Source organism: Brevundimonas sp. (assembly GCF_035999125.1).
GTDB lineage: Bacteria > Pseudomonadota > Alphaproteobacteria > Caulobacterales > Caulobacteraceae > Brevundimonas.
Genome location: NZ_DASYGX010000005.1, coordinates 77,038 through 89,559 on the forward strand (window position 1 = coordinate 77,038; position 12,522 = coordinate 89,559).

Annotated in this window: 17 protein-coding genes; 11 read left to right on the top strand and 6 right to left on the bottom strand. The window is 69.0% G+C overall.

What is annotated here, in order from left to right:
- Nucleotides 1-33: 33 nt before the first annotated feature.
- The 9 genes from VGN45_RS03645 (at nucleotide 34) to VGN45_RS03685 (ending at nucleotide 5,451) form a co-directional block, all read left to right on the top strand.
- The gene (locus VGN45_RS03645) at nucleotides 34-912 is read left to right on the top strand and encodes a F0F1 ATP synthase subunit gamma (RefSeq protein ID WP_327459440.1); all 879 of its coding nucleotides are present in this window, start codon (nucleotides 34-36) and stop codon (nucleotides 910-912) included.
- 45 nt (nucleotides 913-957) lie between these two features.
- Nucleotides 958-1,260, top strand: coding sequence for a FitA-like ribbon-helix-helix domain-containing protein (locus tag VGN45_RS03650; protein WP_327459441.1), 303 nt, complete (start codon nucleotides 958-960; stop codon nucleotides 1,258-1,260).
- Entirely contained in the window at nucleotides 1,257-1,628 is a 372-nt protein-coding gene (locus tag VGN45_RS03655; protein WP_327459442.1) for a PIN domain-containing protein, read from the top strand. The genes VGN45_RS03650 and VGN45_RS03655 overlap by 4 nt, the downstream gene beginning before the upstream one ends.
- A gap of 34 nt (nucleotides 1,629-1,662) precedes the next feature.
- A complete protein-coding gene (atpD, locus tag VGN45_RS03660) occupies nucleotides 1,663-3,201 on the top strand; it encodes a F0F1 ATP synthase subunit beta (protein WP_327459443.1) in 1,539 nt (512 codons plus the stop codon).
- Nucleotides 3,201-3,746 carry a hypothetical protein gene (locus VGN45_RS03665; protein ID WP_327459445.1) on the top strand — a complete coding sequence of 182 codons (546 nt, stop codon included), beginning with the start codon at nucleotides 3,201-3,203 and terminating at the stop codon, nucleotides 3,744-3,746. Before atpD ends, VGN45_RS03665 begins: the two co-directional genes overlap by 1 nt.
- A gap of 1 nt (nucleotide 3,747) precedes the next feature.
- Nucleotides 3,748-4,017, top strand: coding sequence for an ATP synthase F1 subunit epsilon (locus VGN45_RS03670; protein ID WP_327459447.1), 270 nt, complete (start codon nucleotides 3,748-3,750; stop codon nucleotides 4,015-4,017).
- The gene (locus VGN45_RS03675; protein ID WP_327459449.1) at nucleotides 4,017-4,592 is read left to right on the top strand and encodes a hypothetical protein; all 576 of its coding nucleotides are present in this window, start codon (nucleotides 4,017-4,019) and stop codon (nucleotides 4,590-4,592) included. Before VGN45_RS03670 ends, VGN45_RS03675 begins: the two co-directional genes overlap by 1 nt.
- A gap of 84 nt (nucleotides 4,593-4,676) precedes the next feature.
- Complete coding sequence (locus tag VGN45_RS03680) at nucleotides 4,677-4,895, top strand: hypothetical protein (RefSeq protein ID WP_327459451.1); 219 nt, start codon at nucleotides 4,677-4,679, stop codon at nucleotides 4,893-4,895.
- Nucleotides 4,896-4,938: 43 nt separating this feature from the next.
- Nucleotides 4,939-5,451 carry a hypothetical protein gene (locus tag VGN45_RS03685; RefSeq protein ID WP_327459453.1) on the top strand — a complete coding sequence of 171 codons (513 nt, stop codon included), beginning with the start codon at nucleotides 4,939-4,941 and terminating at the stop codon, nucleotides 5,449-5,451.
- A 114-nt stretch (nucleotides 5,452-5,565) separates the two neighbouring features.
- Here VGN45_RS03685 and VGN45_RS03690 read toward each other — a convergent pair whose 3' ends face one another.
- The 4 genes from VGN45_RS03690 to VGN45_RS03705 all read right to left on the bottom strand — a co-directional run bounded on the left by VGN45_RS03690 (nucleotide 5,566) and on the right by VGN45_RS03705 (nucleotide 10,188).
- Nucleotides 5,566-6,903, bottom strand: coding sequence for an amidohydrolase family protein (locus tag VGN45_RS03690; protein ID WP_327459455.1), 1,338 nt, complete (start codon nucleotides 6,901-6,903; stop codon nucleotides 5,566-5,568).
- Nucleotides 6,903-8,369 (bottom strand): amidohydrolase, encoded by a 1,467-nt coding sequence (locus VGN45_RS03695; protein ID WP_327459457.1) that lies wholly within the window; start codon nucleotides 8,367-8,369, stop codon nucleotides 6,903-6,905. The genes VGN45_RS03690 and VGN45_RS03695 overlap by 1 nt, the downstream gene beginning before the upstream one ends.
- A gap of 125 nt (nucleotides 8,370-8,494) precedes the next feature.
- The gene (locus VGN45_RS03700; protein WP_327459460.1) at nucleotides 8,495-9,424 is read right to left on the bottom strand and encodes an electron transfer flavoprotein subunit alpha/FixB family protein; all 930 of its coding nucleotides are present in this window, start codon (nucleotides 9,422-9,424) and stop codon (nucleotides 8,495-8,497) included.
- A complete protein-coding gene (locus VGN45_RS03705) occupies nucleotides 9,424-10,188 on the bottom strand; it encodes an electron transfer flavoprotein subunit beta/FixA family protein (protein ID WP_327459462.1) in 765 nt (254 codons plus the stop codon). The genes VGN45_RS03700 and VGN45_RS03705 overlap by 1 nt, the downstream gene beginning before the upstream one ends.
- 95 nt (nucleotides 10,189-10,283) lie before the next feature.
- On the opposite strand from VGN45_RS03705, the gene VGN45_RS03710 reads away from it, so the two are divergent.
- Nucleotides 10,284-10,628, top strand: coding sequence for a hypothetical protein (locus tag VGN45_RS03710; protein ID WP_327459463.1), 345 nt, complete (start codon nucleotides 10,284-10,286; stop codon nucleotides 10,626-10,628).
- Nucleotides 10,629-10,743: 115 nt separating this feature from the next.
- On the opposite strand, the gene VGN45_RS03715 is transcribed toward VGN45_RS03710, so the two are convergent.
- Entirely contained in the window at nucleotides 10,744-11,316 is a 573-nt protein-coding gene (locus tag VGN45_RS03715; protein WP_327459466.1) for a cob(I)yrinic acid a,c-diamide adenosyltransferase, read from the bottom strand.
- 1 nt (nucleotide 11,317) lies between these two features.
- Nucleotides 11,318-11,521: a twin transmembrane helix small protein gene (locus VGN45_RS03720; protein ID WP_327459468.1), complete on the bottom strand. Its 204-nt coding sequence runs from the start codon at nucleotides 11,519-11,521 to the stop codon at nucleotides 11,318-11,320.
- Between the two features lie 244 nt (nucleotides 11,522-11,765).
- Between VGN45_RS03720 and trhA the strand changes: the two genes are divergently transcribed.
- Nucleotides 11,766-12,476 carry a PAQR family membrane homeostasis protein TrhA gene (gene trhA, locus VGN45_RS03725; protein WP_327459470.1) on the top strand — a complete coding sequence of 237 codons (711 nt, stop codon included), beginning with the start codon at nucleotides 11,766-11,768 and terminating at the stop codon, nucleotides 12,474-12,476.
- Nucleotides 12,477-12,522: the final 46 nt, after the last annotated feature.

Consider the following 12,522-nt stretch of genomic DNA (forward strand, 5'->3'; position numbering starts at 1 on the left):
CCTGACCCCCGGAAGCTGAAAGAGTAGCGCCCGATGGCCAGCCTCAAGGAAATGCGCAATCGGATCGGAAGCGTGAAGTCCACGCAGAAGATCACCAAGGCCCTGAACATGGTCGCCGCGGCCAAGCTGAAGCGCGCCCAGGACCAGGCCGAGAGCGCGCGTCCCTATGCCCGCAAGATGGCCGCCGTCATCGCCAATCTGGCGGCCGGCGTGTCGGGCGACGGCGCGCCCAAGCTGCTGGCCGGCACCGGCCGCGACCAGAAGCACCTGATCGTCGTCGCCACGGGCGACAAGGGTCTGGCGGGCGGCTTCAACACCAACGTCATCCGCGCCGCGCGCGAGCGGATCAACACGCTGGTGGCGCAGGGCAAGGACGTCCGCATCGTCGCCGTCGGCCGCAAGGTCCGCGACGGTCTGACCCGCCTGTACGGCGACAAGCTGATCCGCACCTTCGAGATGAGCGAGCACAAGACCGTCGGCCTGCCCGCCGCCGAGCCGGTGGCCCAGCTGATCGCCGAGGAGTTCGAGGCCGGGAACGCCGACGTCGTGACCCTGTTCTACAGCCGCTTCCAGTCGGTCATCGCCCAGGTGCCGACCGCCAAACAGCTGATCCCGGCGGTGGTGGACGGCGACGCCGCCCCCATCGACCTGAACGGCGCCGTCTATGAGTACGAACCGTCCGAGGAGGAGATCCTGGACGTCATCCTGCCGCGCAACGTCACGACCCAGGTCCTTGCGGCGATGTACGAAAACCAGGCCAGCTTCTTCGGGGCCCAGATGGGCGCCATGGACAACGCCACCCGCAACGCGGGCGACCTGATCCAGAGCTTGACCCTGCAATACAACCGCAAGCGCCAGGCCCAGATCACCACCGAACTGATCGAGATCATCGCCGGCGCCGAAGCGCTCTGATCTGACAGCATTGACAGCAACGCTAGCAAGACCTAACTTACGACCATGGGCGTCCTGACGGTTCGCAACATTCCGGATGAAGACCTCGCCGCCTTGCGCGTGCGGGCCGCCCAGCATGGGCGCAGCATGGAGGCTGAGGTGCGCGAGCTGATCCACCTCGCCATTCCCCGCACGCGTCGGGCCGAGGTTCCGCGACTGGAAGACCTGCCGCCGGTTCCCCCCGAGGTGCGCGAGCGTGTGGCGCGGGTGCAGGCGATGGTTCGAGAGGCCTTCGGCGGAGAGATGCCGAAGGGTCGCGTGGACGCCTTCCTCGCCGAACGTCGGGCCGAGGCGGAGCGCGGCGAATGAACGTCTTCGACACCTCGGCCCTCCTGGCGATCGTCTACGACGAGCCCGGCCGCCCCAATGCGGAAGCGCGCCTAGCCGGGGCCCTCGTCTCGACCGTCAACGCGGCTGAAGTGATGGGTGACTACGTCGCAAGCGGGCGCGGCGACCTCGCCGCCGCGCGTCGCATCATCGACGGTCTAGGCATCGAACTGGCCGCGCCGGACTATGATCAGGCCGCCCGCGCCGCCGAATTGAAACGCCCCAAGCTCTCGCTGGGCGATCGCTTTTGTCTCGCCTTGGGCGAGGCGCGCGGGGACCGGATCGTGACGGCCGACCAAGCATGGGCGGCACTGAACAACATCCGCGTCCCCCTCGAATTCATCCGTTGACCCCTTATATCCCAGACGACCCCGAAAGCACCTCATGACCGACGCCGTCGCCAAGAAACCCGCTGCCCGCAAGCCCGCCGCTCCGAAAGCGCCCAAGGCCGCCGCCGCCAAGCCTACGGCCGCCGCCACGGGCCGCATCGCTCAGGTCATCGGCGCCGTCGTGGACGTGGAGTTCGACGGCCACCTGCCGGCCATCCTGTCGGCGCTGGAAACCCAGAACATCGACCAGAAGACGGGCGAGCCGTTCACCCTCGTGCTCGAGGTCGCCCAGCACCTGGGTGAGAACATGGTCCGCACCATCGCCATGGACACCTCGGAAGGCCTGACCCGCGGCCAGCCGGTGACCGACACCGGAAACTCCATCCTGGCCCCGGTCGGCCCGGGCACGCTGGGTCGGATCATGAACGTCGTCGGCGCGCCGATCGACGAGCAGGGCCCGATCAAGACCACGATGTTCCGCCCGATCCACCGCGAGGCGCCCAGCTTCGAGGAGCAGTCGACCAGCTCCGAAATCCTGGTGACGGGCATCAAGGTCATCGACCTGATGTGCCCCTACACCAAGGGCGGCAAGATCGGCCTGTTCGGCGGCGCCGGCGTGGGCAAGACCGTGACCATGCAGGAGCTGATCAACAACATCGCCAAGGCGTACGGCGGTTACTCGGTTCTGGCCGGCGTGGGCGAGCGCACCCGCGAAGGCAACGACCTGTATCACGAGATGATCGAGTCCAACGTGAACGTGGACCCGACCAAGAACAACGGCTCGACCGAAGGCTCGAAATGCGCCCTCGTCTACGGCCAGATGAACGAGCCTCCCGGCGCCCGCGCCCGCGTCGCCCTGACGGGCCTGGCCCAGGCCGAATACTTCCGCGACGAGGAAGGCAAGGACGTGCTGCTGTTCGTCGACAACATCTTCCGCTTCACCCAGGCCGGTTCGGAAGTGTCGGCGCTGCTGGGCCGCATCCCCTCGGCGGTGGGCTATCAGCCGACCCTGGCGACCGAGATGGGCAATCTGCAGGAGCGGATCACCTCGACCAAGAAGGGCTCGATCACCTCGGTCCAGGCCATCTACGTGCCCGCCGACGACCTGACCGACCCGGCGCCCGCCGCCTCGTTCGCCCACCTGGACGCGACGACCGTGCTGAGCCGCGACATCGCCGCCCAGGCCATCTTCCCGGCCGTGGACCCGCTGGACTCGACCTCGCGGATCATGGACCCGCTGGTCATCGGCGAGGAGCACTACCGCGTCGCCCGTTCGGTTCAGGAAGTGCTGCAGCAGTACAAGGCGCTGAAGGACATCATCGCCATCCTGGGCATGGACGAGCTGTCGGAAGACGACAAGCTGATCGTGTCGCGCGCCCGCAAGATCCAGCGCTTCCTGTCCCAGCCCTTCTTCGTGGCCGAGCAGTTCACCAACTCGCCGGGCAAGTTCGTCTCGCTGGAAGACACGATCCGCTCGTTCAAGGGCATCGTCGCCGGCGAATACGACCACCTTCCGGAAGCGGCCTTCTACATGGTCGGCGCCATCGAGGAAGCCGTCGAGAAGGCCCAGAAGCTGGCCGCGGACGCGGCCTGATGAAGACGACGGCCGTCATCCCGGCGATGATGGCCGCCTCGCTGTGCGCCACGGTCGCCGCGGCCCAGGAAGCCCGCATCGACCCCGTCGAAACGCCGCGAGTCTTCCGGGAAGCGGTGCTTGGCTTCTGCGCCGAGCGCATCCACGGAGAAGCTCTGATCCCGCACTCCGTCGATCCGACGGCTGAGGGATGGCTGGACGTGCGGCGTGACGCCCTCGTCACCGGTGGCCAGAGAATCTTCTCCGGACGGGTGCACGCCGCGACGGGCGTGATCGTCGACGTCGCTCCAAGCGGCAACACCTGCTTCGTGCAGATCAACCTCGCCACCCCGGTTCTGGGGGTCGTCGATGAGCTTCGCGCAGAAATTCTCGGGCGCCCCGGCGCGACGCTTCTCGACGAACGCAACATGCCGGAAGGGCATCACACGCTGTACGGACTGCTCGATGATCAGTCCGACGCTGTGCCGATCTTCGCGGTGAACGATTCTGGAGCTGAAGGACCCGTGGCGACGGTGATCGTCGCGATGGGCTCCAAGGAAAACTGACATGGCCGGCAAACTGAACTTCTCCCTCGTCTCGCCCGAGCGCGAGGTCTTCTCGGGCCTGGTGGACCAGGTCGACGCCCCGGGCGTGGAGGGCGACTTCGGCGTCCTGGCCGACCACGCGCCCTTCATGACGGCGCTGAAGGAAGGCACGGTCGTCGTGATCGACGGCGGCACGCGCCGCCGGTTCGAGGTCCACGGCGGCTTCGCCGACGTGACCCCCGCCGGCCTGACCATCCTGGCCGAGCGCGCCCAGGAACTGACCGAGGCGTGATGCGCGCCGCCGCCCTGGCCGGTCTGGTCTGGGCCTCGGCGGGCGTCGTCCAGGCGCAGACCGCTCAAGAGACGACCGACGCCGCCGTCCGCGGTGCGCTGTGGTGCGTGGGCAAGGCCGAGGAAGCGTTCAGGCCCGAGGTCGAGCCGACGACCTTTGAAGAGATCGTCGCCGATGGCCCCGGCGCGGGTTTTCAACTCGTCTTCGGCCAGATGTCGATGGCGTGGGTCTTTCATCCCACGCCGACGGGCGACGACGCCGCCGTCATGATCTTCGGCATTCCGGGCCAGTGCGGTGGCCAGAGCCTCGATGTGGGCGACGTGCGTCAAGCGGTGGAGACGGCTTACCTGAACGCGGGCTTTGCGACCGTCTTGGTGGACGGGCCGGACGGGGAGCGGATTCAGCTATGGCACAGGACGTCCGCTCTCGGCGGCGTCTACGCCGGAGTCGTCCCGGCCGAGGAGGCGCCGGATCGGGTGAACTTCTTCGCCGTGGAAGAGCCTCTCTTTCTGGAAGGCCTTCAATCGGCCGAGACGGACGCGGACTTTCAGGAGGAAGGCGGGCCCCCGGAGTGAGCCGTCGGTCAGGCCGACGGGCCCCTCTTGACCGCGTGTGCTCAGAAAGGCCTGATGGGTCCTTCCGCAGCCGGAGGTGGCCGTTTGCGCGTCCTGACCCTGTGCGTCGCCGCTCTTCTGGCGACCGGATGCGCCGCCCTCGGCGAGCCGGTGCTGGACGCCGACGGCTGCCGGCCGGCCATGGCCATCTATCAGCCGCCGGTGCGGCTGGGCGGCACGGGCTCGATCCTGCACATCCCCCGCGCCTGCCCCGCGAAGACGCCGCCCGCCGCGCCGTCAGGAACCGAAGCTTCGCCGGAGTGAACGAAAGCGGCTAGGCTCGGGCTCAAAGCTGGAGGAACCGCCCATGCGCCCCATCGCTTTCGCCGCCCTGATCGCTTTGTCGGCTTGCGCCGCCGCCCCTCGGCCCGCCTGCGGCTGCCTGCCGCCCCGGCCGGACCCGACCGCGCCGACGCCCGTTCTGTCTCCGGAAGCCGAGGCCTTGCTGGTGATCGAAGCGCTGGAGACCGGCTGTCGCGACATGGGCACGCCGGCCGCCCCGACGCGCGAGGCCCTGTCCAACGGCTGGGTCCGCGTGATCCCAGCGACCCCATACGTGCCCTGCGCGGTGGAGGTGGACGGCCCGTCAGCGCGAATCACAGCCGTGGACGAGGCGCTGCTTGCCCATGCCGAGGCCATGGACCTGACGTGGAACGTCCGGGACTCCTATCCGCTGTGGACGGACGGTCGGCGCGTGGTCCGACGCGTCCGTGGCGAGAACGGCCTCGGCGAGCCGGAAATGGGCTGGACCTTCACCCAGTTCGAGGCGCCGTCCCAGACGACGACGACCCTGCGGATCGAGTGGCGCCCCGCGACTTGACGGCTTGGGGCGGCTTGCCGCGCCGCCCCTTGCCCCTGTGGCGTTTATGGCGGTCGTCCTCGTCCTTGTGGCCGCGAATGTCCCGCTTTTGTCCTGCCGAATGTGTCGCCCGCCTCAGCGCCCGTAGGCCGGCGGATACGCCCCCTCGCCGCCGGTGCGATAACGGTCGCGCAGCAGCAGGTTGCGCGCCGTCAGCGGCTGCTCCTGGCCCCGCACGAACACCGCCACGGGCTGGCTCAGCGGCTCCAGCGGGTCGCCGGACCAGACCACCACGTCGGCCTCCGCCCCCGCCGACAGGGTCCCGAACCGGTCCCCCATGCCGAAGATGCGCGCCGGATTGGTGGTGATGGCCGCGATCGCCGCGTCGTGCGGCAGGCCGTGCGACACGGCGTTGCCGGCGTTGTAGCGGGTCTCGCGCGCCCGGTGGTTGGAGCCCTCGTTGCCCTTGATGGCGACGACGACCCCGGCGGCGTGCAGGGCGGCGGCGTTCTGCATCCGCGCGCCGCGCCGTTCCAGATTGCCGGGCAGGTTGGTCAGCGGATTCAGCAGCACCGGTACGTTCGCCGCGGCGATCTGGTCGGCGACCATCCAGCCTTCCTCGGCGCCGTCCAGGATGACGCGGATGTTCTCCTCGTCCGCGAGACGCAGCACCTGCAGGATGTCGGACGCCCGGTGCACCGTGACGATCAGGGGCATGCGCCCCTCGGCCACGGGGATCAGTGCCTCTAGATCGGCGCGGGACAGGCTGAGGTCACGCAGGCCGCCGCGCTCATAGGACGACCTGTTGCGGGCATAGAGGCGGACCTCGGCCATCGTCTCCTTGAACAGGGTGAACTCGGCCCCGCGGGCCCCGCCCGCCACGCCGGCTCCGGCGTCGCCGAAGGGCGCGACCATGGCCACGCGCGGGCGGACGAGAATGTCGCTCCCCTGACCGAGATGGATGACGGCCGCCTGACCGGCGAACAGGCCCGGCGTGTGATAGCCCCCCTCGCCCGCGCCGGCGGTGTCCTCCTCGTGGTAATGGCCGCCCGAGGAGCCCGGATGGTTCGGCACCACGATGGCGCGGGTCACCCCGCCCAGACGCGCGGTCGGCAGGGTGATCGACCAGGGGTCGAGCCCATACGACACGTCGAAGGCCGCGCTGAGGGTGTTCGACGCGTTCGACAGGTCATTGCCGACCGACGACACCTCCGACCCGCCCAGGCCGGAATCGACGGCCACGATGCCGGGCGTCACCACCTTGCCGGCGGCGTCGATCACGCGGGCGCCCGAGGGGGCGGCGCCGGTTCCGACCGAGACGATGCGGCCGTCGCGCATGACGACGGTGCCGTTCTCGATCACCGACGTGCCGGTGTGGACCCGGCCGCCGACGATGGCGGTCACTTCCTGCGCCAGGGCGGGTCCGGCCACGGCCATCACGGCGGCGGCCATCAGAAGGGTGCGACGGATCATCAGCGGGCTCCCTGGCGGACGCCGGCGGCCGTCCGGCCATATCCGGGCTGGCCCAGTTCGAAGTCGGACAGAGGCTGGTAGTTCGGATCGTTCCGGTCGAAGGCCAGGCCGCCGTCCACGAACACCTGATCGGCGCGGGCGTAGACGCTGAACGGATTGGCGCTCCAGATCACCACGTCGGCGCGCTTGCCGGCTTCCAGCGATCCCGTCTGGTCGTCGATGCCGATGGCGCGGGCGGCGTTGGAGGTGATCCAGCTCATGGCGTGCTCTTCGGAGATCGTCATGCCGGCGCGGCGTCCGGCGGCCAAGGCGGCCGCCGCCTCCTGGTTCAGGCGCTGGGTAAGTTCCGCGTCGTCGGAGTGGACGACCGCGCAGCTGCCCTCCGGCGCGTCGACCAGGGCGACGTTCTCCTCGATGCCGTCCAGCGACTCCATCTTGAAGCCCCACCAGCCGGTCCACATGGCCGCGCAGATGTTCTCGCGCGCCAGCAACGGCGCGACCTTGTAGGCCTCGGTGGCGTGGTGGAAGGTCGTGATCTTGTAGCCGAACTCGCGCGACATATCGATCATCAACGCCATCTCGTCGCCGCGATAGCAGTGGTTCTGGATCAGGATCGACCCGTCCAGCACGCCCACCAGGGTGTCGAGCTCGAGGTTGCGGGTCGGCGGCGTCCCCTCGCCCGTCTCGCGCCAGCGGTCCCATTTGTCTTTGTAATCCCTCGCGGAAATGAACGCGGCGCGATAGCCGGCCATGTTGCCCATGCCGGTCGCGGGCGAGGAGTTGCGGCCGCCGTAGACGCGGCTGGGGTTCTCGCCGCAGGCCATCTTCACGGTGTAGGGAGCGCCCGGGAACTTCATGCCCTGCATGGTCACCGACGGCACGTTGCGCAGCGTCACGCCGCGACCGCCGAACAGGTTGGCCGAGCCCGGCAGGATGTGGAGCGTGGTCACGCCGCCGGCGCGGGCGGTGTTGAAGCCCGGATCCTGGGGCCAGACCGAATGCTCGGCCCAGACCTCGGCGGTGTTCGGCTGGGTCGCCTCGTTGCCGTCGCTCATGCCAGTCACGCCGGGCGAGGGATAGACGCCCAGGTGGCTGTGCACGTCGATGATTCCGGGGGTCACGAAGCGGCCGCGCGCGTCGACGACGCGGTGCCCGCCGGGCACGGGGGTCGAGGCGTCGCCGACGGCGGCGATCTTGCCGTCGGTGACGATGACCACGCCGTTCTCGATCTTGCGGCCCGCGCCGTCGAAGACCGTGCCGCCGACGATGGCCATGTTCTCGCGCGGCAGTCCGCGATAGGTCGAAGGATAGGCGTCGGCGACCGTGGCGGGATCCAGCCCCTGGACCAGCGCCTTGCGCTCCTTCGGAGCCTCGGCGGCCGCGCCGTCTTCGGACGAACCGGTGCTGGCGCAGGCGGACAGAACCAGCGCGGCCAGGCTGACGCCCAGCAGGGAAACGGATCTCATGCGGCAACCCCCGAACGGTCGGCCCCCTCGGCCGAGGCGGGGATTACAAGAGCGTCCGGCCCCTGACGTCGAGGCCCGATTTCATTACAAGTCCGTAAGGCGACGTTTCGCCTCAGGCCGCGTCTTCAACCCAGCGCCTTCATCAGCTCCGGCACGACGGTCTTGTAGTCGCCGACGAGGCCATAGTCCGCGACCTGGAAGATCGGGGCGTCGGCGTCCTTGTTGATGGCGACGATGACCTTGGAGTCCTTCATGCCGGCCAGGTGCTGGATGGCGCCGGAGATGCCGATGGCGATGTAGAGGCCGGGCGCCACGACCTTGCCGGTCTGGCCGACCTGATAGTCGTTGGGGGCATAGCCGGCGTCCACGGCGGCGCGGCTGGCGCCCACGGCGGCGCCCAGCTTGTCGGCCAGCGGATCCATGACGGCGTGGAACTCTTCCGCCGAGCCGAGCGCGCGGCCGCCGGAGACCACGATCTTGGCGGCGCCCAGTTCCGGGCGGTCGGACTTGACCATCTCTTCGGAGACGAAGTCGGTCTTCGGCGCCGAGCCGCCGGCCACCGTCTCCACGGAGGCCGAGCCGCCCTCGCCCGCTGCGGTGAAGGCGGTCGGACGGACGGTGATGACCTTCTTGGCGTCGCCTGACTTGATCGTCTCCAGCGCGTTGCCGGCGTAGATCGGGCGCACGAAGGTGTCGGGGGACACGACCTCGATGATGTCCGAGATCGGCGCTGTGTCCAGCTTGGCGGCCAGGCGCGGGGCGAAGTTCTTGCCGTCGGTCGTGGCCGGGGCCAGCACGGCGTCATAGCCGCCGGCCAGCGGCAGGACGGTCGCCTCGACCGCCTCGGCCAGGGTCTTGCCCAGCTCGGCGCTCTCGGCCAGCAGCACCTTGGAGACGCCGTCGATCTTCGCGGCCTGGTCGGCCACGCCCTTTGCCCCCTGCCCCACGACCAGAACGTGGACGTCTCCGCCCAGGGCCTTGGCCGCGGTCACGGTCTTGTGGGTGGTGTCGCGAACGGTAGTTCCGTCGTGATCGGCGATGACGAGGACGGCCATCAGAGCGCTCCCGCGGATTTCAGTTTGGAAACCAGCTCGGCGGCGTCGGCCACCTTGATCCCGGCCGAGCGCTTGGGCGGCTCGGTGACCTTGACGACCGTCAGGCGCGGCGCGACGTCGACGCCCCAGTCGGCGACCGATTTCACCGCGATCTCCTTCTTCTTGGCCTTCATGATGTTGGGCAGGGAGGCATAACGCGGCGTGTTCAGGCGCAGGTCCACGGTGACCACCGCCGGCAGCTGGGCCGCCACGGTCTGCAGGCCGCCGTCGACCTCACGCGTGACCACGGCCTTGCCGCCGTCGATCGCCAGCTTGCCGGCGAAGGTGGCCTGGGGCCAGTCGAGCAGGGCGGCCAGCATCTGGCCGACCGCATTGTTGTCGCCGTCGATCGACTGTTTGCCCATCAGGACCAGGTCGGGCTTCTCCTCCTCGACCACGGCCTTCAGCAGCTTGGCGACGGCCAGCGGCTCCAGGTCCGCGTCGGACTGGATCAGGATGCCGCGGTCCGCGCCGATGGCGAGCGCGGTGCGGATGGTCTCCTGCGCCTGCGACGGGCCGATGGAGACGACGACGATCTCGGTGGCCGTGCCGGCCGCGTGGCCGCCCTTGCCTTCCTGCATCCGCACGGCCTCCTCGACGGCGATCTCGTCGAAGGGGTTCATGCTCATCTTGACGTTGGCCAGATCCACGCCGGTCTGGTCGGCCTTCACGCGGGCCTTGACGTTGTAGTCGATCACCCGTTTGACGGGGACGAGAACCTTCATCGGATCATCCATCGAAATGCCGAAATCTGGCGGCAGGGATTGGACCGACCGACCGGGCCTGTCAACGTGACCCGACGTAACGGCTGGGAGCGCCTATGCATCGTCTGCTGACCTTCAAGCGCCTGAGCGTCCTGTTCCTTGTGGCCTTCGCCTGCTCGTTCGGCTTGGTCCTGGCCTATGACCAGCTGGTTCGGGCGCCGGGCGACCGCTGCGAGGAACAGGGCAAGTGGTGGGACCGCGAGGGCCGCGTCTGCGCCCAGCCCATCGCCATCGCCGAGATCACCGGCCGGCCCAACGGCGTCAGCCGCGAGGAAGCCTCTCGCCAGAAGAACCGCGAGCTGGTCGCCATCGAGCGCCAGCTGGCCGCAAACGAGAGGGCCGTCGCCGCCGACGCCGAACGCCAGCGCGCGGCGCTGGCCGCCGCAGAGGCCGCGCAGTAGCGCCGCCGCGAGCGTGAGAGTCGAAAAAAAAGACTCTCATTTCCATCACCGTGGCGTCTCGCCAACGCCGATCATGCAAGCATGGGCGACGGGTGCGTCAGAAACGGACGCAGCGTCAGCGGGTCGCGCCGGGAACCCACTTCACGTCGTCGGCCCCGTTCGCGTTCGCCCGTCGGGCGGCGACGAACAGCCAGTCGGACAGGCGGTTGAGATAGCGCAAGGCCGCCGGCGTGGCTTCGCGTCCCGCCTCGACCATGGCTGTGGCGTCGCGCTCGGCGCGGCGGCAGACGGTGCGGGCCAGATGCAGATGCGCCGACAGGGCCGAGCCGCCGGGCAGGATGAAGCTGTCCAGGGACTTGAGGCTCTCGTTCATCCCATCGATCTCGGATTCCAGCCGCTCGACCTGGGCGTCGACGATGCGCAGCGCCTCCCACTTGGGCGCGGGCTCCAGCGGGGTGGCCAGGTCGGCCCCGAGGTCGAACAGCTCGTTCTGGATCCGGCCCAGCGCCGCGTCGATGCGATCGTTCTGGCCCGAATGCAGGCGGGCGACGCCGATCATTGAGTTCAGCTCGTCGACCGTGCCGTAGGCGGCGACGCGCGGGTCGCATTTGGACACCGCCTCGCCGGTCGCCAGCCGCGTCGTGCCGTCGTCGCCTGTGCGGGTGTAGATGCGGTTCAGGACGACCATCTCAGCCCCCCTGGGTGGATTTCCACCACATGCCGACGACCAGCAGGAGCACCGCCACCGCCTGCAGCGCGACGCGCAGGCGCATCAGCCTGTTGGACCGCGACCGGGCCCCGGCGTCGGTCTGGTAAAGCGAGCGGATGCCGAAGCCGAGCGTGATCGCCACGGCGACGATGACCCCGATGGTGAGGATGTCGAGCAGGTCCATGCTCGCAGTCTAGGGCCGTTCCTGCGGCATGGCCACGCTCACGGCGTCGCGGCAGATCGCGTCGTCGAACCGAAGGCTTTCGGCTCAACCCGTTGAAAAGCTGACGTTAGGGAACTGGAAAGTGTGGCGCGGGAGCCGCAGGCCGGCGCGTTTCGACCCTCGGAAGCGCTTCGTTCAGCGGACCGTCATCCCCTTCGCGTCAGGATGAGGGAACGATGTCGGAGCCGCGGGCTTAGAAAGGGCCATGCCGATGCGACTGAAATCCCTACTCGGCCGGGTCGCCGTTCCCGACGCCCTGGACATGGAAGAACACTATCGCACGCCTGCGGAGAAGACCGCCGATCTGGTGGTGCACGTCGTGGGCCTGACTCTGGCGGCCGTCGGCGGCGTGGTCCTTGCGGTGTTGGCCGCGATCTATGCCGGCGTGGGGACCGTGGTGGCGACCGCCGTCTACGCCCTGTGTCTGATCGCCATGCTAGTCGCCTCGACCGTCTACAACCAGACCCGCCCCTGCGCCGCGCGGCCGGTGCTGCGGCGGCTGGACGAGGCGGCGATCTTCCTGATGATCGCCGGCAGCTACACCCCCTTCACGACCCAGAGGTTCGAGGGCGGCTGGGCGATCGGCTTCACCCTGCTGGTCTGGGCTCTGGGCATCGGCGGCGCCTTGGCCAAGCTGTGGGCGCCGCGTCTGTCGGACGCGATCTGGAGCGCGGTCTACGTCGCCTTCGGCTGGCTGGCGGTGTTCGCGCTGAAGCCCATGCTGGACACGGTGCACCCCGCCGCCCTGATCCTGCTGGTGATCGGCGGGCTGATCTACACCGCCGGGGTCTTCGTCTTCATCAGTCCGAAGGTGAAGTTCCGGCGCGCCATCTGGCACGGCTTCGTGGTGACGGGCGCGACGGTGCACTGGACCGCGGTCCTGGTGGGCGTGGTTCTGGCCCCGGCCATGGCCTGACCATTCCGGGCTGGCGTCCGGCGCCGCGCTGCGGGATAGTGCGGGA